The organism is Anaerobacillus sp. ABA4_114 (assembly GCF_056159065.1).
Genome location: NZ_JBSWUM010000002.1, coordinates 752,979 through 773,403 on the forward strand (window position 1 = coordinate 752,979; position 20,425 = coordinate 773,403).

General features: G+C 36.1%; 22 protein-coding genes. 14 read left to right on the top strand and 8 right to left on the bottom strand.

The genetic code is table 11. The features are described 5' to 3' along the window. Window positions 1-117: 117 nt before the first annotated feature. Both ACXAEY_RS25660 and ACXAEY_RS25665 read right to left on the bottom strand, forming a co-directional pair. Window positions 118-789 (bottom strand): sigma-70 family RNA polymerase sigma factor, encoded by a 672-nt coding sequence (locus tag ACXAEY_RS25660; RefSeq protein WP_474816469.1) that lies wholly within the window; start codon window positions 787-789, stop codon window positions 118-120. 90 nt (window positions 790-879) lie between these two features. Further along, window positions 880-1,395 carry a hypothetical protein gene (locus ACXAEY_RS25665; RefSeq protein ID WP_474816471.1) on the bottom strand — a complete coding sequence of 172 codons (516 nt, stop codon included), beginning with the start codon at window positions 1,393-1,395 and terminating at the stop codon, window positions 880-882. A 163-nt stretch (window positions 1,396-1,558) separates the two neighbouring features. On the opposite strand from ACXAEY_RS25665, the gene ACXAEY_RS25670 reads away from it, so the two are divergent. Beyond that, the gene (locus ACXAEY_RS25670; protein WP_474816473.1) at window positions 1,559-1,993 is read left to right on the top strand and encodes a hypothetical protein; all 435 of its coding nucleotides are present in this window, start codon (window positions 1,559-1,561) and stop codon (window positions 1,991-1,993) included. A gap of 29 nt (window positions 1,994-2,022) precedes the next feature. Here the strand turns inward: ACXAEY_RS25670 and ACXAEY_RS25675 are convergent, their stop codons facing one another. The 5 genes from ACXAEY_RS25675 to ACXAEY_RS25695 form a co-directional block, all read right to left on the bottom strand. Next, window positions 2,023-2,505: a hypothetical protein gene (locus ACXAEY_RS25675; RefSeq protein ID WP_474816475.1), complete on the bottom strand. Its 483-nt coding sequence runs from the start codon at window positions 2,503-2,505 to the stop codon at window positions 2,023-2,025. Beyond that, a complete protein-coding gene (locus tag ACXAEY_RS25680) occupies window positions 2,495-2,635 on the bottom strand; it encodes a hypothetical protein (RefSeq protein ID WP_474816477.1) in 141 nt (46 codons plus the stop codon). The genes ACXAEY_RS25675 and ACXAEY_RS25680 overlap by 11 nt, the downstream gene beginning before the upstream one ends. A gap of 22 nt (window positions 2,636-2,657) precedes the next feature. Next, window positions 2,658-4,799, bottom strand: coding sequence for a DUF8128 domain-containing protein (locus ACXAEY_RS25685; protein WP_474816479.1), 2,142 nt, complete (start codon window positions 4,797-4,799; stop codon window positions 2,658-2,660). 89 nt (window positions 4,800-4,888) lie between these two features. Next, the gene (locus ACXAEY_RS25690) at window positions 4,889-5,233 is read right to left on the bottom strand and encodes a YggT family protein (protein WP_474816481.1); all 345 of its coding nucleotides are present in this window, start codon (window positions 5,231-5,233) and stop codon (window positions 4,889-4,891) included. Between the two features lie 89 nt (window positions 5,234-5,322). After that, window positions 5,323-5,607 (bottom strand): YggT family protein, encoded by a 285-nt coding sequence (locus ACXAEY_RS25695; RefSeq protein WP_474816482.1) that lies wholly within the window; start codon window positions 5,605-5,607, stop codon window positions 5,323-5,325. A gap of 141 nt (window positions 5,608-5,748) precedes the next feature. Here ACXAEY_RS25695 and ACXAEY_RS25700 point away from each other — a divergent pair, with 141 nt between their 5' ends. Continuing rightward, entirely contained in the window at window positions 5,749-8,301 is a 2,553-nt protein-coding gene (locus ACXAEY_RS25700) for a vitamin B12-dependent ribonucleotide reductase (protein WP_474816484.1), read from the top strand. 218 nt (window positions 8,302-8,519) lie between these two features. After that, complete coding sequence (locus ACXAEY_RS25705; protein WP_474816486.1) at window positions 8,520-9,122, top strand: chemotaxis protein CheW; 603 nt, start codon at window positions 8,520-8,522, stop codon at window positions 9,120-9,122. A 45-nt stretch (window positions 9,123-9,167) separates the two neighbouring features. Here the strand turns inward: ACXAEY_RS25705 and ACXAEY_RS25710 are convergent, their stop codons facing one another. Further along, window positions 9,168-10,544 (bottom strand): hypothetical protein, encoded by a 1,377-nt coding sequence (locus ACXAEY_RS25710; protein WP_474816488.1) that lies wholly within the window; start codon window positions 10,542-10,544, stop codon window positions 9,168-9,170. A 277-nt stretch (window positions 10,545-10,821) separates the two neighbouring features. Between ACXAEY_RS25710 and ACXAEY_RS25715 the strand changes: the two genes are divergently transcribed. The 11 genes from ACXAEY_RS25715 to fliD all read left to right on the top strand — a co-directional run. After that, window positions 10,822-11,232, top strand: a complete 411-nt coding sequence (locus ACXAEY_RS25715; RefSeq protein ID WP_474816490.1) for a pilin — start codon at window positions 10,822-10,824, stop codon at window positions 11,230-11,232. Window positions 11,233-11,322: 90 nt separating this feature from the next. Further along, a complete protein-coding gene (locus ACXAEY_RS25720; RefSeq protein ID WP_474816492.1) occupies window positions 11,323-11,664 on the top strand; it encodes a PrgI family mobile element protein in 342 nt (113 codons plus the stop codon). An 18-nt stretch (window positions 11,665-11,682) separates the two neighbouring features. Beyond that, a complete protein-coding gene (locus tag ACXAEY_RS25725; RefSeq protein ID WP_474816494.1) occupies window positions 11,683-12,495 on the top strand; it encodes a hypothetical protein in 813 nt (270 codons plus the stop codon). Then, window positions 12,496-14,346: a VirB4-like conjugal transfer ATPase, CD1110 family gene (locus ACXAEY_RS25730; RefSeq protein WP_474816496.1), complete on the top strand. Its 1,851-nt coding sequence runs from the start codon at window positions 12,496-12,498 to the stop codon at window positions 14,344-14,346. Between the two features lie 47 nt (window positions 14,347-14,393). Next, window positions 14,394-14,915 (top strand): hypothetical protein, encoded by a 522-nt coding sequence (locus ACXAEY_RS25735; protein WP_474816498.1) that lies wholly within the window; start codon window positions 14,394-14,396, stop codon window positions 14,913-14,915. Window positions 14,916-15,071: 156 nt separating this feature from the next. Further along, window positions 15,072-15,527 carry a DUF327 family protein gene (locus tag ACXAEY_RS25740; protein WP_474816499.1) on the top strand — a complete coding sequence of 152 codons (456 nt, stop codon included), beginning with the start codon at window positions 15,072-15,074 and terminating at the stop codon, window positions 15,525-15,527. Window positions 15,528-15,558: 31 nt separating this feature from the next. Next, a complete protein-coding gene (locus ACXAEY_RS25745; RefSeq protein WP_474816501.1) occupies window positions 15,559-15,861 on the top strand; it encodes a hypothetical protein in 303 nt (100 codons plus the stop codon). Next, window positions 15,851-16,333, top strand: a complete 483-nt coding sequence (locus ACXAEY_RS25750; RefSeq protein ID WP_474816502.1) for a hypothetical protein — start codon at window positions 15,851-15,853, stop codon at window positions 16,331-16,333. The genes ACXAEY_RS25745 and ACXAEY_RS25750 overlap by 11 nt, the downstream gene beginning before the upstream one ends. Before the next feature lie 51 nt (window positions 16,334-16,384). Continuing rightward, window positions 16,385-17,743, top strand: coding sequence for a flagellar hook-associated protein FlgK (flgK, locus tag ACXAEY_RS25755; protein ID WP_474816504.1), 1,359 nt, complete (start codon window positions 16,385-16,387; stop codon window positions 17,741-17,743). Between the two features lie 14 nt (window positions 17,744-17,757). Continuing rightward, entirely contained in the window at window positions 17,758-18,630 is an 873-nt protein-coding gene (gene flgL / locus ACXAEY_RS25760; RefSeq protein ID WP_474816505.1) for a flagellar hook-associated protein FlgL, read from the top strand. A 72-nt stretch (window positions 18,631-18,702) separates the two neighbouring features. Beyond that, window positions 18,703-20,425 (top strand): flagellar filament capping protein FliD (fliD, locus tag ACXAEY_RS25765; RefSeq protein WP_474816507.1); only part of this gene is annotated, 1,723 nt, incomplete at its 3' end.

Sequence of the window (20,425 nt, forward strand, 5' to 3'; positions counted from 1 at the left end):
CTTTCTTAATAATAAAATAAAAAATCATATGTTTTTAATTTTTCTAGTTATTAGTATATCTAACTGGTTATAAATGGTGCAAGGAATTGCTTACCAAAAAAACCCGCTAGCTGCGGGTTAGTTAATTTTTGTTCGTAGTTTAGTCTCTTCTGTTAATTTGATTTCTTTAATTTTTCTTTTGACTCTTTGAATAGCATTGTCAATTTGCTTGTTATTTTCAATGCCTAGGATATCCATAATTTCTTTATATGAATTTGAGTCGACGTACAATGCGAAGATTTCTTTTTCTGTTTTGCTCAACTTAGAATCAATTTTACTTTCATAGAAAGCCTGTGTTTCTTCCAATATTAATTGTGTGGCAGGGGGGAGTGATTCGAAGTCCATAGAATCCTGTACATCGTTTAAAGCTCCGAATATATCCATCATAGTCAGGTTATCGTTATCCGGTAAACTAGTATCTAAAGAAACTCTACGATTAAGAGGTCGGTTATACTTTCTTGTAGCCGTTTTTATAGCAGAAATAAGTTGTCGAGTGACACAGATTTTCACAAACCCCTCGAATTCTCCTTTACTAACATCGAAATCACGTATAGCTTTCCAGATTCCCCAAATGCCTTCTTGAATTAAATCGTCTCGGTCGCCGTTTGGTAAAAAGTAGTCCTTTTTATTAACAATGCCATGGACGATGCCTTTGAACTTATTAATTATTATTTCACAAGCTGGATGGTCAGCATCTTGTTTAGCTAATTCTATTAAATCATTTAGTGGCATATCTTTAAGATTTGACACAAAACCCCTCCTTTATGGATAGCGGTAGTATGATTTGATTCAAATAAAAAAAGTCCTTAAAAAAACACCAAGGGATAGCCCCTTGGTGTTTTATTTAGTAAAATGTAGGTATTTTAAGTTTCCGTTTAACTCAAATGTTGATCCCTCTTTAATTTCTAGAAAATTGCCGTATTCCAGACGGAATGTTTTTTTACCATCTCTTGCATAGCCAAGACCTTCAGTAATGAATAGAAGTCCATCTTTTGAAGAGTCTAAGTTCTTCCAAGTTCCATTATGGTGCTCCTCTTTTAGACCGATAGTTCCTTCGTCTTTTGGTTCTACGCAAAGATATTCCACTTGACCGCTGATCTTGATTTCTTGGTCGCAAGGAGCTTCAAATGAAGTACCCTTTGCTAAACCCAAATGACGATTAGGGCTTCTCATAGATCCTGTGCCTCGAAGCACGTACATTAATTTATCAGTTTTTGAGAGTTGGACGTAGTCCCAACCGCCCAGAATTGTGAATGAAGATAGTTTGATTGAATTAACATCTTTAAGACGGTACTTGTGACTAAAAACAGTTTGTTTATCACTTTTAAAATTAGGTTTAACTAATTTATGATGCATTTTAAAATTCCCCCTTAGGATTTGGATTCATACACTCAGTACACCCAAATAAATTACACCCCTCTTTTTTAAAGAAATTAGTGGTAGAAATTACAATTATATATTTTGTGACAAACAGGGTTCCTAGAAATATATATAAAATAAAAATGAAACGGGGGTGTTGATGATACAAGTAAAGGAAAAGTGTTTTACTTTTGAGGATAATAAAATCGTTATACAAGCAGAGGAACTTCCAATTGCAATCCCTGAAGGTTTTTTCACAACAAGGACGGATAATGGAATCGTTATTAGGGAAGTTTTTAAGAACCAAAAGGTTGAACTTTTAGAAAGTGGAGCTCTTAAAAAAGAGATCGTGTATCAAAACGTGGATTGTGAAGGTCGATATTCAAAAGAGCATAAGTTTAATATAAATGGTGAGAAGGAATCAGTGTGCGGAATGTGTAAGTACACATTGAACTGCCTATATGGGAGCAAAAGGCGGAAGTTCAAACCTAAAACTGATTTTTACATACGCAAGAAAAAAACAATCTATAATCTTGTTAATGAATTGAGAGGGAAAGGTTATAGTGAAAAAAAACCAAAACCAAAAGGCGATTAGCTTAAATAGCTGCCTTTTGGTTTTTTGGTTTAATCGGCGTCTTCTAAAGTGTCAAAAGCCATTCTATCATTTATACTTTTACGGATAATTTCTCTTGGAATAGTAATTAACTGCCGTGATCGTTCCTTTACTAGTTCTCCATTTGCCTTTTCGCTTTCAGGGAAAGGGGGTAATGTCTTCGCGGTAAATGGGTTACTTTGTAACCCTGATTTTGTCATAATTCTAAGTACAATTTCAAATTTGTCTAGGTTAGCAATATCGTTGGCTTTGTACCCTTTGTCAGTATCTTTGTCGTAGTACATTTTCTCAAAGAATTGGGCATCGGTAGCTCCGGATCTAAATGTAATGGTTGTACCACAATTGTTGAAAATCGCCTCGGACAAAAAATTTGAACCGGTCTGACTTAATTGAGCCAAGAACTGATGGGCTATGATAAGTCCTAATTTATATTTTCTTGCTTCAGACAGAATTTCGGCGAAGGATTTAGCTCCTCCTTGATCCTTAATCTTCAAACCGACTCGCTAGGTTGGTTCCGCTCCCTATAGAGCTGCTCACAGTTCCCTGTGATGTTGAGACTATATCATCATCTGAAAAATCAGAGCTCCCTGTTTCCACTCGCTTGAGTGTACTGGCTTCCGCCATAGTCGTTGCACCTTCCTGTCCTTTAACAGGCTTGGCTCAGGATTGTCTCATCAGTTTGAGAGTTCCCCTGAATTAAAGGAGTTGTTCGATATGCGTCGCCGCATAAAGGGGCAATCAGTCTACCCACGAAATTCTGGAACTCGTCAACGTACAAATACGTAGCTACCCTTTGCTCTGGTGGCACGTTAACGCGTTGCATTGCCGCAATCTGGATTTTGCTGATTAGCATGGTTCCTAGGAGCGCCGAATTCTCGAAACCGACGTCCCCTCGACTAAATCTTGCTAGGATTACCGCTCCGTTGTTTATTGCTTCAGCAACGTTTATAGTGCTTTTCTTTTGGCAGATTATGTTGGCGACAACGCCGTTAGCTATAAACCTTCGGATCTTATTCAAGGGAGCATTTAAATTTTGAGAGGCGAATTTCGCATCTCCATTTAGGGCAGGGAAAACGGTATCCCAATAGTTTTTAACAATAGGGTCCTGTATAAATGGGATAATTCTCTGTCTGAACGGGTCGCTTACTATCATTAGTAGCATTTCTAATAATCCTCCACCATCTGGATGATCTAGTATAGCGGAGCAACTCATTCTGAAGATATCATCGGTGTTAGCGCCAATACTAGATTCGCCAAATACTCTTTTCATGGCAGTAATATATGCATCTATTACTAACACTTTTTCCATTTCTCTTTGTTCTGGGTCATCTGAATTAACTTCTAGTAGATTCATGCCGAAAGGGTGCCCAATAGAAGAAGGATCGAGGACAAATACGTCTTGTCTTTTCGGGTCCATCTTCTCAAGGATGACATCGCACAATTCTCCGTGAGGATCAATTACAACTGCACCTTTTCCCGAATTTATATCATTCAGGATCATGTTCTCAAGGAGTGTCGATTTACCGACTCCTGTCATACCCGAGCAATATACATGACGCATTCTAGCTTTTTCGTCTAAACCTATCATTCTTCTATTATTTTGATTGTCGATTCCTACTGCGAAGGCGTTTTCCGATGATACATCCTGTGGTATTTCTGACCTCTTACTTTGGATGTGTTTGTATCCAGGAGTTTTACTAGTTTTATTTGGTAGATGAGCGAATCCAGCAAGTTCAAAACTACTCAATACGTCATCGTTATTTACATAACTAAGGTACCGATTTTTTATTCTTCTATATGTACGCCCTTTATTGATAATCAACTCTCTTTTGAAGCTATTATGAGGACCATCAAGTTCTCTTAGTCCAGAGGAAATGTTTCTAATCCTTTGTTTTGCATTTGCAGATCCGTATGGAGAACCTACTAATAACCTCATCTGGAAAGCAAAATTCGGTCGGCTCACTTTTTCTAACATAGCTTTCTGTTGTTGTGATTCTTCACTTGATTTTGTATGTTTTGGAATGTTTATCTCAGGGTTTGAGCCAAACAAACCGCTTAGAATGCTATCAAAAACTTTGAAGAATAACCCAAAAAATTTTCCGAACAAGTTAGTCCATTCTGGAAGTTTACTAGGTTTGCTTCCTGTTCTTTCGTATTTAGAAAGGACTCTTGAAGCTCTTCGGTTCCACTTGGATGATACCGGTCTAACGACTAATTGTATTATCCCTATTTCATGTTCTTTGAGACCGGATAGAGAAGAGGTTATTGAGTTAAGTGGGTCAGAATCATAGTTGTCGAATGTTTTGATTGAAAACGCGCTATCAGAACGTAAACCAATTTCTGCTGTCTCAAGTTCTCTGTCAGTATCGAGTTCGTGAGGAACATAGTCATCTTCTTGGGAAATTCGAGTGATTTGGGCATTTGGATACGTGGCACTAATTCGCTCACTTACCAAGTCAGAGTAGTCTTCAGGAACCCAGAAATTAAAGGTAATCTCCTTGGTCTTTTTCCCTTTGTTTAATATATTTTGGGATTTTATTTCAAAGCTGATATAGGGTTGAGCTCTAAGCAAACGTTTGTACCAAGGTAAAAGCAAACCGTGGAAGTTATTCCACATTTGTTCAAGATATTCTGGTTTAACATCGGAATCTTTTTCAAGCGTAACTTGAAGTAAGACGCCTGTTTTAGACTGCTTTCTGATCAAGTGGTTTTGGTAAAGAACCCATAATAAATATAAGGTCATGTAAGAAATCACAGCAAAAGCAGTTAAAAGAACATAATTGTTCATATGGATCCCCCTTTCACATGAGGGAATATAGCTAAGAACCTCAAAAAGTCAATTTTAAGACCAAAAAAAGAAAGTGGTGTTGCTGCTTTCTATGCTAAAGATTTCTCTAGTATAAATTGGATTATTGTATGGACGGGATTGTAAGAGATAATTATTAATAGTGTGGAAAACTCTATATTGAAGTTTTTAAAGGATTTATCGGGAAACATCGTTTTTAAAGGGTTTATAAAAGGGTCTGTTGTTTTGTTAGCAATAATCAAAATAAAATTATTAATAAATGTGGTACTGGTTAAGTTAAAAACAAACCGCCCTAAAAGGATATAGAAATAAATGCTCAAAAGTGAATCTATTAAGTTGAGATAAAGAGTCCTTATCATATAAACGGTTAAGTATGAAAATCCAAACAAGTCAGTAAATAGATGGTGTTCAAGCATACAGGTCCCCCTCTCACAAGAAAGAAATATAGATATTAACTTAGGAAAGTCAAAGTTAAGGACAAAAAAAAGAAAGCAATCAATGCTTTCTATACTAAGACTATTTCTAGGATATATCGTATAACCGTTTGCAATAGATTGTAAAAAATAATTAGCAGCAAAGTAGAAATTTCAATTTTATAGTTTTTATATGTTTTATCTGGAAGCTTAGCTTTTAATGGGTTAACAATAAAATCTGTTGCTTTATAAATCCATTTTGATAATGTATGGTCTTTAATTTTGCTGCTAAAGAAGTTGATAGCAAAACGTCCTAAGAGAATGTAGAAATAAACGGTTAATAGTAGCTCAACTAAGTTAAGTAATTCATATTTCAAAAAATCACCTCCAATTAAATAATCCTAAAAAGGTATTTATATTTCCTTAAGGTATATCATTTTTACAATAAAATATATAATTTTACTATATTTTTGTGATATAATTCGAAGGAGTTTTTTTAATAGGGAGGGATTTGCATTATGTCAAATTTAGAAAATGGTATTAATATAGATAAATTAAATAAGGATATCTCAAAGTTTCGTCAGGTTCATCCTATAACTTCTGATATGGAGATAACACATAAGAATGTTAGTCGTCTGGTTATGTTGGATAGGTACGCATTTAAAGATACGAAGAAGGAAACATTAGGTGAAGGGGATTTTGTAGTAGTTACTGTCAAACAAGATACAAAGTTTCCAGCACGCGGAACTGGATTTGTTCAAAAAATAGATTTACATAATAAGCTAGTCACAATAAAAGTCTCTGAAAACTATGTTAGCTCAATAGGAGATGATGAGGAGAGAAAATCTGGAGTTATTGTCCGTTCAATTGATGTGGTTGATAAGCCTTTAGAACTCTTCTACGAACAGATAGCACTGCGAAATGCTACTGGTCTTGCTTCTGTCGAGAAAGATGGTAGCAAAAGAGAGGGAAGTAATCGACGTTTCTATAACGAATTAGTTAATTTAAACTTCATACCTGCAGGTCGAGTTCTATATGGAGCTGGGTCTGAAACCGATGTAACGTATTTTAATTGTTACGTGATGCCTTTTATGCAAGATTCCAGAGAGGGGATTTCGGTACACAGGAAAGAGGTTATGGAGATTATGTCTCGTGGTGGGGGTGTTGGAACAAATGGCTCAACACTACGACCGACTAATACACTAGCAAGAGGTGTAAATGGTAAATCTTCTGGGTCTGTTTCATGGTTAGATGATATAGCGAAATTAACACATTTAATCGAGATGGGCGGCTCAAGGAGAGGGGCGCAGATGATCATGTTAAATTCATGGCACCCTGACATATTTCAATTCATCATTTCTAAGATGCAAAACCCGAGGATTCTTCGTTATCTAGTTGAGAATACATCTAACGAAACAATTCGACAATTAGCAAAGGAAAAATTGATGTTCAAACCTCTTTCAAATCCTGAGAAGATTATGTTTGAGCAAATTGTTGCACTAAAAGGAACAGAAAAGGAATTCGATCGCCAAACAACTAAGGACGCTGAAATGAAGCTTAAAGTTGGCGGTACGTATGATGTACTAAACCCTGATTTCTTATCAGGCGCTAACATATCTGTTTGTTTGACTAAAGAATTTATGGATGCAGTTGAAAACGATGGTTATTATGACCTTAAGTTCCCAGATGTCGAAAGTTACTCCAAGAAGGAAATGGAAGACTATAATAGAAAATGGAGCGAAATCGGAGACGTAAGAGAATGGGAAAGACTTGGTTATAAAGTCAGGACTTATCAAACTATCAAGGCGAAAGATCTGTGGGACTTAATTAACATTTGTGCCACATACTCAGCAGAGCCTGGGATCTTCTTTATTGATAACGCCAACGATAAAACAAACGCTCAAGCTTATGGTCAGAAGGTTGTTGCGACAAATCCTTGTGGTGAACAGCCGCTCGCGCCGTACTCCGTATGTAACTTAGCTGCGGTTAACCTAGCTGAAATGGCAGATAGGGAGAACAAAACAGTGGATTTCGAAAAGCTGAAAGAGACTGTTAGAACAGGCGTTAGAATGCAGGATAATGTTATTGATGCTACGCCTTATTTCCTAGAGGAAAATAAAAAGCAAGCTCTTGGAGAAAGACGAGTTGGTTTGGGTGTAATGGGGTTGCATGATCTTTTAATATACACCGAAACAAGATATGGTTCCGAAGAAGGAAATGAGTTAATCGATCAAATTTTTGAAACCATTGCTACAACAGCTTATCGAACTTCTGTCGAGTTAGCTGAAGAAAAAGGAAGTTTCCCTTTCTTGATTGGTAGAACAGATGAAGAGACTGCGGAGTTAAGAAAATCATTTATCAACTCTGGTTATATGAAAGGAATGCCTGAGGATATTAGGGAGAGCATTCTAGAAAAAGGTATTAGAAACTCTCATCTACTCACTGTTGCTCCAACAGGTAGTACCGGCACTATGGTAGGTGTATCAACAGGATTGGAACCATACTTTGCATTTAGTTATTTTAGAAGTGGACGACTTGGTAAGTTCATTGAGGTTAAGGCGGACATTGTTCAAGAATATCTAAATTCTAATCCTGAAGCCAGTGAGGAAAACTTGCCAGATTGGTTTGTTACTTCAATGGAATTAAAACCTGAAGAACACGCGGATGTTCAGAATATCATACAAAAATGGGTAGACAGCTCTTTATCTAAAACGGTAAATGCTCCAAAAGGTTATAGGGTTGACCAAGTCCAGTCTGTTTACGAAAGACTATACAAGGGTGGAGCAAAGGGAGGAACCGTTTATGTAGATGGTTCTCGCGATGCTCAAGTTCTCAGTCTAAAAGAAGAGGAAAACAGCTTTGATGATAATGACACATTAGAAAAAGAAGAAGTGAATTCTGAACGCAAAGTTGTGATTATTGATACGATTTCCGAACTAGGCTCTACAGAAGTTACAATAGGTAATGAAGTAGGTAATACATGTCCTGTCTGTCGCAAAGGAGAGGTTAAGGATATTGGAGGGTGCAACACTTGTTCTAACTGTAATTCACAATTGAAATGCGGTTTGTAAAATAAATGTCGAGTACAATTGTGTAGCTTTAGAATAAAGTCGTACCGTTTAAAAAAGATGTACCGTTATGCCCCTTTAGATGAAATTATCTAAAGGGGCATGTTTTTTTGGTTGACGTAAAGGCATAGTGACGAAGATTCGGTAGAAGTAGTTATCTTTTCTTATTCTGAACGAAGGGATTGATGGTGGGGGGCGGAATCTAGTTGAGGGGTGTTTATATGAAGGATAATTATATAGTCTTCACTCTTCAAGGAGATACATGTGCGCTCAATGTAGGAGATGTGCAGTATATTGCGGAGTTAGGGAGCATGGTGCGTACCAACAATAAGAAAATAAACGTTATGGAATATGAGAATAAGGCGTTGCCAGTTGTAGATCCAGTAGCTATGTTGTCGTTTGATCAACATGAGCCGACCACAAAATCTAGAATAATTGTAATGAAAAAAAACGGTGTAGATTTTGGTGTCTTGGTTCAGGAAGTAGTAGGGGCTATTGAAATCGAAGAAGAACTGATAAAAGATCCGGACTTGAGTGAGAATTTATATGTCTTGGGTCAAGCGGGGAAGGTGAAGATATTTAATCCATCCGCTTTCTTAACAAACGAAATGGTGTCTCACTTTAATAAGGTCTATATGATACCCATTATGGACCTAGAGGCTGGACAAAGGGTTCACAGAGCCAAAGGAGAAAATAGGAACGAATTGTTGGACGAAGTAAGGTTAAGAGCATTGAACTTCTTAGTTGATGCAACCAAAAAGAAAATGGAGAATAAATTCATCGTACGAATGATGGAAATACATGATTTGGTAGCTAAGTTGTAGTTAATAAAAACAGCCCATGTGGGCTGTTTTTTTTTAAATTTTGTATCATTTTTTAAAGATGTTACCGAGTAACCCCTTATTGTTTTTATTAATTTTAGTTTCTGTTTTCCGTTCAGGTACATGGAAAATGTTTTTATGTATTTCATTTGAGATTACAACAAAATTATAGTACATATCGTCATCTGGTTTGCCTTTAAGTAATGGGCTTCCGGTTAATATACTCTTTCTAATCTTGTTTTTATTATGGAAAGTACAAATAACCGAGCTTACATCTAATATTGCATTTAATGCTCCTTTAAAGCGAACAGATGTATCATCATTTGCAGATTGATTTATGGTGGGGATTAATTTTTTTCGGTCTATGAAATTTGTGACATACAGACCGACTTCTTTATCGAAACATCTTCTAACAGCAAATAGCTGACCAGGAGACTCTGTTATAGGCATTAGAATCTTAGTAGCTTTCTTTAATATGTGGATTGTGCTCGCATCTCTTAATCCACTTCCCATGTCTACTAAGACCGTTGAAAAGTTTTTTGATTCAGATAGCGAAATAAGTCTATCAAATACTGTTGATACGACATCGGTATCCGGATTAGCCATCTTTAAAATATACCCTGGTAGGATGTATAGGTTTTTGTATGCGGGGTGTTCAATCAAATAATCTTCAAATGTATCCTCATTGATCTCTTTTCCATTTTGGAAATCATCTATAACCGCTCCGAGGTTATGGTTGCCGTCTGGATCGGTAAATCCGAACTGCAAATGAATATTTGGGTTTTCAATGTTGAAATCTAATAATAATACTTTTAAATCCTGATTAGAAGCTAACATTAATGAGGTATTTACGAGTTGAAAGGTTTTTCCTGACTGGTCGAGGACGGACCAACTTGAAACGATTTGTTGATAAAGTTCTTTGGATCGTTGAGAGTTAGGTGCGTTGTTTAATTGGTGGTAATCATCATCTATTTTGGTGAGATTCTCTTCATCAACTTCTTCGTCACCAAAATCTTCGCTAACTTTCTCATAGGTGGTTAGGATTTCAAACTCATCAGCTACGTCAGAAAATTGTTTTCCTTCTAGAAGTGAAGTTTCTAACTCTTTAGTTTTGAAACTCTCGATAAAAACATCATAGATTGAAAGCTTGTATAAAAATGATTTCAAAGAAGGATCGTCTTCTTTCATAAGGAAGATGATTCTAACATCAGAGTGATTTCTTCTTAATCGAAGGATCAGCTCTTTGTTAGACATGGTCGGACTTTCTAAAATATTTGATAGCAAAACTACATCTGGATTTTTTCTCTCCACCATTCCTTCTAAAGCTTCACGATAAAGTGCTTCTCCCACAAAACTAATATTTTCTATTTTCTTTTTAATCGCTTTATCCAGATTAGGAAGACCTGTAGCTAAAATAACTTTCATGGCATTCACCTCTCTGGAGAAATACTAGCTCTAAAATATTATTTTTCAATCTTTTTGTAGATAATTTTTGATTTTTTTAAGGCGCGTTGTGCGCCTTTTTTTATTTTGTCAAAAAAATTGACATTTACCGATTCAGAACTATATTTCGGTCGAGGTATTGGAAGTGCAGAGGTAACTCTCCATCTCAATGCCGATTCCCCGAAAGAAAAGATAGTGTATTTTATTGCATTTACATTTTTATCTGGTAATATTTACCAAAATAGAAGGAGGGATATGCATGAATAAACTGACAAAAATTCTGGCTAGTTTTGCTTTTGTGTTCGCACTGGCATTTACTTTCAATAGCTTACCAGTTGATATAGATATCTTTAACAACACAGTAATGGCTGAAGAAGGATTACCTGAGGGTAATGTGATTACAGATGCTGATACAAGGTCAAATACTCACCTAAACAGTATTACTGGGAAGATATACGACTTCGCAAAAATTTTCTCAGGCTTGGTACTTGCCGTTGCGGTGGTGTTCATAGTGTTCGCAGGATTTAGATATATTACTAGCGGTGGGGATCAACGACAAATGGAGCAAGCTAAGCTAATGATTATATCGGCAGGTATTGGTATCTTCATTTCTCTATCTGCATTTGTAATTCTAAGGTTCTTCTTAAGTGCTTCGGGCGCAGGAGCCTAATAATTTTTTCGGGGAGAATGTGAACAGGACACTCAGTACGAGTGTTTCTACCACATTCTCTTTCTTTCTATCTGAAAGGAGAGTGCTTTTATGTATGGAGAGTATATTATCCCAAAAGAAGTTAACCAAGCTGATACGATAGGCGGTTTTACTATTCCTCAAATTTCGATAGCTGCCTTAGGTGTGTTGGTGTCTTTATTACTATTATCTAGTTCAATGTCGCTTGTAGTCAGTTTTTCTATTAGCATTCCAATTCTTGTATTAACAGCGATACTAGTTTTTAAAAAAGTTCATGACATACCTGTATACGAATTTTTATTGATTTACCTCATGTATAGGGCTATGCCCAAACGATTGATTTACCGCGCAGACAATATTAATGATGACTTTTATGAGGATGAAGAAGAAGAAAGCTTATTTATGATTGATTAACAAAGGGGGCGAATTTAGATGACGGTAGTGTTAGGAATATTCCTTTTACTTCTAATTGTGGGAGTAGGATTTGGTATATATTATCTGATAAAAAAATTAAAAAATAGTGAAGGAAAAGAGGGAGAAAAGTTTGTCCCTACGACACAAGACCAGTTGCCCATTGAATACATAAGGCATGGAATTGTTAAGTTGAAACGCGGAGGATATCGAATACTTATAGAAATTCCAAGCGTTAACATCGATCTTATGGGAGATGAGCAAAAAGAAGTCATCCTTCAACAATACGCAAGGGTATTGAATTCAATTGATTTCCCATTTCAATACTTGCAGCAATCAAGAGTAGTAGATGTTTCTGAATACATAGACAAGATAGATAAACAAATTGTAGGGACAAAAAACCCGTTTATAGTAAAGCAATTAGAGATGTATCAAGAGTATATATCTGAACTTGTAAAAGATAGTTCTGTACTAACGAAAAAAATATTCTTTGTAGTTCCCTTTGATGAACACAGAGAGAAAAATAAGAATCGAGAAAACGATAAGGCTAAAAAGAAAAAGAAAGAAAAGGGCGGTACTAAAGAAGAAAATGCAATTGCTCAAGAAGAAGCAAACTTCGAAAGGGCAAGGAAACAGCTATACCAAAGAGGGAAAATGGTTGATAACGCATTTAGAAGATTTGGTGTTAACCCATATATCCTGGGTGATGAAGATCTCTTAGATTTGTTCCAAACGAGTTATAACAAGGATCGTTCGGTTAAGCAGTCTTTAAGAGGTAAAGATCCATCTGATTATACGACTCTTTATGTGAAGAGAGAAGGAGGGGATGAATAAATGGGTATAAATAATTTCACAAATAACGGACACGAATATGATAAGCGGATGAAAGATATGGTCGAACGAGGGACTATGAGAGTTAATGATTTGATTGCTCCAGATGCTATGGAAAACGGTGAAAACCATATTAAAGTTGGGAATCGGTTTTATAGAACTATTGTTATAACGGGATATCCAAGAACGGCGAGTATAGGATGGTTAAACCAGTTATATTCATTCGGGGCTAATATTGATATTTCAAGTCATATAGAGCCTTTGCCAACGCCAAAGGTCATAAAAATGTTAAACAGGAAAATTGGTGAGTATAATTCTACTATTAATATGAACGATGAAAAAGGGAAACAAACGGACATATCGATTAATACGGCTTTAGGTGACGCTGAAAACTTAAGAGATAAACTACATAAAGGTCAAGAGAAGCTATTCTATCAATCTATTTACATAAATATTGCTGGAAAAACATTAGAAGAATTAAATTTTGTATCAGATGAAATAGAGACATTGTGCGGGAGTTTAAACTTAATAACCCGTCACGCAATGTTTGAACACCATAAAGGGTTTAATAGTGTTTTGCCAATAGGCGATAATCGATTACGCTTCAAACGAAATTTTGATTCGTCTAGTTTAGCTACATGTTTCCCAATTGTATCTGCGGAGCTGACTTCTACTTCTGGTGTACCTATTCTCTACGGATTAAACGATATCAATGGTTCTTTGGTTTTGTTTGATAGGTTTAGTTTCAATAATTATAATTCCGTGGTAGTAGCCTCGTCTGGTTCGGGGAAATCATATTTCGTCAAACTTGAAAGTATAAGATATTTATCTATGGGTACAGAGGTAATAATTTTAGATCCTCAAAATGAATATTCCAAACTTGCTAAAGCAATGGGTGGGCAATATATAGATTTGTCTTCTTCCAGTCCTGATCGAATCAATCCTTTGGATATTGAATACTCTGATGCTGAGGAAGATGGACGAGATTTCTTGACTCAAAAAATATTAGATGTTTATTCAATTATTCAAGTTATGTTGGGTGAAAGGAAGCTTGAGCCAAAAGAAAGGAAAATAGTTTTCCAAGCCATTGAAGATACATATAAGAAATTCGGGATAACAAGGGATAAGAAAAGTATAGTAGAAGAACGATTCGATGATGGAGATACGTTCACACTCAAAGGTTCTAAAAAGACTATGCCTACACTAGATGATTTGAATATAGCCCTTAGAAGTCATGGTGATGAAGGGGTTAGCATTGCAGAAGAGTTAGACCCTTATATATCAGGGTTCCTAAATTTATTCAATGGTGAGACAAACGTAAACCCTAATAGTAATTTCCTAGTGTTTGGTATTAAAGATATGGAGGCTGAACTTGCTTCACTAGCTATGTTTATTACGTTAGAATTTATTTGGAATAAGATAAAATCCGGTGACAAAAAGAAAAGAATGATCGTTGTCGACGAGGCATGGATGTTGATGCGCAATAAAGCTACTAATGAATATCTATTAAGACTCTCAAAAACTTGTCGTAAATTTCGCGCGGGGTTGACCTTAATAAGTCAGCAACCACGAGATTTTATGACGGAAGAGGGAGACAAGATTATAGGTAATACCAGTATGCAAGTCTTGTTGAAACAACATCATAACGATATAGCGGATGTATCTAAGATGTTTGGTTTATCACCTAATGAAGAGAGTTTACTGAAAACTGCTCAAAAAGGGGAGGCTCTTATATTTGCTGGAGGTAATCACACCACAGTCAACGTGTTATCTAATGAGTTTGAACACTTACTGTGTACCACTGATCCAGAAGAGGACGTCGACGTAGACGAAATACTAGCCTTGTTTGCCTAAGAGACTCGCAGATAATGCGAGCTCTTTTTTTAATGGACATTTTCTGAATGCGTGGTATTATTTCGAAGAAAGTTGGTGGTGTCATGATATTGGTTCAAATTGCTGCGTACATATTGGTAGCTACAATGGTAGCTGTAGTAGCTACTCAAGCATTATGGCTTATCTTTCTGTTATTTTCATTCAGGACATGGAATGGCATCCTTACCTTAGAGTTCTTATCAAGTCATTTTAGTTTTGTTACGGAGAAAAACTACTTCTTTATCATATTGGCAATAGCGTTAATAACTTACTTCAGTGTTATGCATATTGCACAAGCTATGCCTTTGGTTAAATATTCACTTTTATTCCTTATGGCGCTTTATGTATTTGTGAATTATGACTTCAAAGATATATTCTTCTTTAAAGACGTCTTACAGCAGTATGACTTGTGGGGAGTGGATGCATGGAAAGAACAATTGAATAGTTTATTTTCTAGTTCCCAAGATGAAAAAATTTCAATAATCGAAGAGGCGTGGGATAACGCAATGGATGTATTGAAATCGGTTTGGGGAGCATTCTCTAAAGAGTAAAGGTAGTAAGGGTTATTTAGCCCTACTATCTTTTTTTATACACTGTGTAATTCTGATGGAACATAAAACAAGGGAAGGGGAAGGATGACAAGAAATATATCAGTGTATTGTGACTATATAAGTCGTATCAATAACGTTTTACGAGGGGTGAAATTATTGGAGATAAAAGGGGTATCTCAAGGTACTAGACCAGAACTAATTAACATGAGTATTAAGAACACCAATAATAAAATTAGTAAAGATGTTGGGTTTGAGCAGTTGTTAAATAGAAATGAAAGCACTGAAAATAACAAGGTTAAGATAAATCAAATGATTGATGGTATTGAAAGACTAAAGCATCTTTTAGAAACTGACACCACTACAGAAAACTTAAGAGAGTTTAAGAAAGGTGTAAAAGAATTTCTGGATTACTACACAAAGAATGAAATGTATCTTGAAGATCATGAGGTAAGAGATAATAGAGGGAATAAGAAAAAAGTTTCAGTAGTAAAAGCTGTTGATGAAACCTTAAATGAACTAACGAGTGAAATGTTAGAAGAGAACTTTGGTCACTTGGAAGTGTTACGGAAAGCGGGAGAGATCCATGGATTGGTTCTTGAGTTTTACGTTTAATTTAATCTATACATAATAGGAGGAATAAGACATGAGGGTTGAAAATCATCAAAATTTAGAATTGGCTAACTTGAATAACGCTAACAAACAGAAGAAGGTTGTTCAAAAACCAGAATCGAACATAGCTAACGGAGAAAGATATGATGACAATGTAATCATTAAAAAGGATTCATTAGAATTAAAAACCTTAACGGATATCATCATGAGTAAGGAAGAGCCCTTCCAAATGGACAAAATCGAAAGGGTGCGTCAACTTGAAGAAGCTGGGGAATGGAATGTCACCGGAAAAGATGTTGTTTTTAAAATGCTTGGAGTGAGAAGTAGTGATAAATAAACTGTTGAATCAATTTCATGAGGTGAATGATAAGTATGAAACTTTGATAGAAATTTCCGAAGAAAAATTTGAAATTCTTAAGAAAAATAATTTTGATAGGTTGGAAATTATTCATAAAAAAGAAAAAGAAGCAGATTTTAGATTGCGTTATTCGCAAAAAAACCTTTCAAAAATTTTAAAAGATGTTTGTGAAGAAAGAAGAATCTTTGACAATGGTGAGATACCTAAAGGTGAACTGATTACTACTCTATCAAAACACATAGATGAGGAATCTGCTGAGAAGCTAAAACTAATTAGAAACATGCTATTAGAATCGCAAAGAAAATTAAACAAAGTATTACAAGAGAATGCTCATTTCGCGAAGATCATGATGGGTATTACTCAAACAGAAATAGAGGTCGCTATGGAATTAGCGGAGAAGGAAAATAAGAAAAGTGGCGGCAGTAGTTATTTCATCAATGAAGATATATAAGTAAATTTTGAAGGGGGGGAGGAACGCACCTTATAGGTGGGTTCTTAAATAATGGGATTAGAATTTAATACGTCTTTATCTGGTCTAATGAGTGCTCAAAAATTAATAAGGGTAGCTCAAAATAACATTTCAAATATTAATACTGAGGGATATGCAAGACAGAGGGCTGAAATAGCCGTAAATAGTGTCCCTGCTGGACAAGGTATAAAAGCAGAGTTGGGGACTGGAGTTGTTACGGAACAAATTACTAGGTTAAAGGATGACATGCTGATTCAACAATCAAGGAACGAAATGAGTCAGGTAGGTTATTTCAAAGGTCTTAGAGAAGTTCTCACAAACTTAGAGTCGATTTATGATGAAACCGCAGAGAATTCTGTTTCTGATCAATTGCAAGGGTTCTTTAACGCTTGGGAAGAGTCGAGTAAGTTTCCTCAGGAGGCTTCTTATAGAAGTTCGTTATTAGGTACGGCAGAGCGTTTAACGCATAAGTTGAACTCAATGGGAGATGAGATTGAAGAGGTCAAGAAACAGACAGATGTAAAGATTGAAAAAGATTTGATGACGGTTAACGAGTTAATTAGGAGTATTGCTAGTGTAAATGAAAAGATTTCCTCCTATACCACAGATAATCCTAATGCTCTTCTAGATGAACGGGACAGGTATATCAACCAATTATCAAACTTTGTAGATGTAAAAGTAACTACTAGTGATAGGTCTGGTGAGATTGATATAAAAGTCGGTGGAGCAACAGTTGTTTCAGGTAAACATTCTAAAGAGATAAAGGGATGGTTTCTTCCAACAAAACAAGAATGGCTGCTTTCAGCATCGGATGTTGAATTAAAAATTGATAAAGGTTCAATGGCAGGGTATTTAGAAGTGCGTAATGGAGTAATACAGAAACATGAGGGTAAACTTGATGTGCTTGTGAAGGGTCTAATCAATGAAGTGAACACATTACATAACACTGGATTTGGGTTAGACGGAACGACAGGAGTAAACTTCTTTCAAGGGGTGGACTATAGAAGTATTGAGGTCAATGCGCTTCTAAAGAACAACAATGAGAAGATTGCGTTAGCTAACGTATCTACTGCACCAGGGAATAGTGACATCGGGAAGGCGATGAGAGATCTAGAGAATAAACAGTTTTTAAGTGGTGGGACCGCTGATCCTATTAGTTTTTATCAAGGAAACATAGTAGATATGGCTACTGAGTTAAATGTAGTTCGTGATAATGAAGATGTTCATACAAACGTCCTTAGAGGGATAAATATTCAGAAGGAAGCGATTCAAGGTGTGAACATTGATGAAGAAATGACGAACATGCTTAATTACCAACAATTCTATCAGGCTAACGCTAAAATGGTTTCTTCAATAACCAAAATGAATGATGTAATGATGAGCATGGTTTAAAAGGAGGGGAATTTATGAGGATATCTGGATATGAAAGATTTGATTTGACAAAGACATATTTATCGAATATACAAAGGCAAATGAGTGAACAACAGTTTCAACTTTCGTCAGGGAAAAATTATCAGAAGGTAAGTGATGCACCAGTCAGAGTGAACCGCTCAATGCTAATATCCAATACGCAAAATAATATTGAGCAATATCAAGGGAACCTAAGTGATTCAAAGAGTTTCTTAGAAGTGTCTGAGAATGTACTAGGGACAACTATTGATATTATGATGACCGCTAAAGAGCAGGGTATGAAAGCGAAAAATGGTACTTATAGTGCTTCGGATAAGAAAGTATTTGGAGATTTAGTTGACCGATCCATTGATCAAGTTGTTGAACAAGCTAATACTACTCATTTAAATCGATACGTTTTTAGTGGAGAACAAACAAATACTCCAGCCTATACTTTTGACGGTACTACAGCTACATATAACGGAGATGGAAATGCCATATCTATGAAGGTATCTTCACAGATGGATATGCAAGTATCTGAAATAGGTAACACTACATTCCAAGGCACATTAGATAGCTTAATTAACCTAAGAGATCAAATAAGAACAGGTACTTCTACAGATATAGGAAACGCACTGTCACAACTTGAGACAGATATGAACTCAGTAATTGACAAGCGATCAGATATTGGAGTAAGGCTAAAAACGCTAGATATGATTAATGAATCATACGAGCAAACAAAGGTTGATTTGAAAGAAAAACGTCAGAAGACTGATGACGCGGATTTCGCAAAAGTAGCATCTGATTATGCTAAAACACAGCGGTTGTATCAAGCTACAATTCAATCCAGCTTAAAAATGATGGAAAACACCATATTAAACTACATGTAAGAAATTATTTTAAAGGGGATTATCTTTATTAACAAAGATTTTCAAAATACCTTTTAGTGAGGGGGGATTTATATGGCTTTATTCGATAATACGTCGATGACTACTTATGGTAATAGTCAACAAGTATGGGGTCTTGGTGGAGGAATGATTAACACGCAAGACTTAATTGATATGGAAATGCAAGTTATGCAGATGAGAAACTATCCTTACCAACAAAGGATGCAACAAATACAACAAGAGCTAAAAGGATGGAACGCCTTTGAATCTACGCTAGGTAAGATAGTTACTGCAGCTGACGATCTAAGAGATGTGAATCTAGAGGATAAGTCAGTTGATTTGTCTGAAGAAGGGTTTGCAGATATATCTGCTACCGGCTCTGCTATTGATGGGAAGTATTCTTTATCAATACAACAAGTTGCTCAAGAACAAAAAATTCTGGGGTCTACCGTGAGCGACTCATCTTCGCCTTTGGGGTATGATGGGACCTTCCAAATAAACGGAACTGATTTAAAAGTTACTAGTGATATGAGTCTATCTATGATTGCTCAAGAGATAAACAAAGGAGAGTACGGCGCGAATGCGGTAGTTGTTAGTGATACTTTGGTTTTATCATCTGATAAAACGGGTGTGACTAATGAGATGACATTCACGGATTCTGCAGGAGGAAGCCGTGTAGTTTCTTCCGATGAGTCGAAGTTAACTGCTTCGATTACTGGTAGTCCTGATCCTGGAAACAATACCTACAATTTAGAGATTTCTCAATTAGCTTCTTCGCAAATAGTAGAATCTAACAATGTCACTGATACTACTGCCTCATTAGGGTATTCTGGTAGTTTTACAATGAACGGAGAAACATTTACTCTTGCTGAATCAGATGGTTTGACTGACATTGTGGATAAAATTAATGCGAGTTCTACACTAGGGGTGGAAGCTTCTATCGAGTCTGGAAAATTGTCATTAAAAGGGGACATAGGAGCAGGTAATGGCTTTTCATTGACGGATACTACGACTTCTACTACGAAAAGTAACTCAGTTTTTAACGAGATAGGTCTCATTGATGGCGGGGGAGCGTTTTCTAATCAAACATCATCTGCACAGGATGCTTCCTATACGATAGACGGTGTTGCATATAACAGTTCTGACAATACTTCGAATGATATTAACGGTGTTGAAGTTGAATTAAAAGAAGTTACTACAGGTCCAGTGTCTGTTACGGTTGATTCTGGTAATGTAGGAATCCTAGAGAATCTTGGAATACTAAATCCAGATGGTTCAATAAAGAATGAGACTCAACAAGCAAAAGATGCTCAATATACAATAGAGGGTATTAGCGGGTCGAGTGCTTCTAATGTGATTAAAGATGCAATAGAGGGTGTCTCTATTGAGTTGACAGAAGAGACGACATCCGACATTGAATTCGATATAAATCAAAACAATGATTTAATAAAGGAGAAGCTCCAAACATTTGTAGATAATTACAATAACGTCATAATGAACATAAATCAGATGACTTCAGAAGGGTCTAACTTGCAAGGAGAGTCATTGATTAATAGAGCTAAAAGGACATTGGCGAATGTGTTAATGTCAGATACATCTTCAACTTTACACCTGTTTGACATAGGAGTCAGCATAGACGGTGAAATGAAAGATGGAACTATAACCTTCGATGAAACGAAATTGGACGATATGATAAGTGAAAACCCTGATGAAGTGGTATCTCTCCTATCAGGTGATAATAATATCGGTGATTTGATGTACGACAGGATAAACGAATTTACCAAGGCTTCCGGTTACA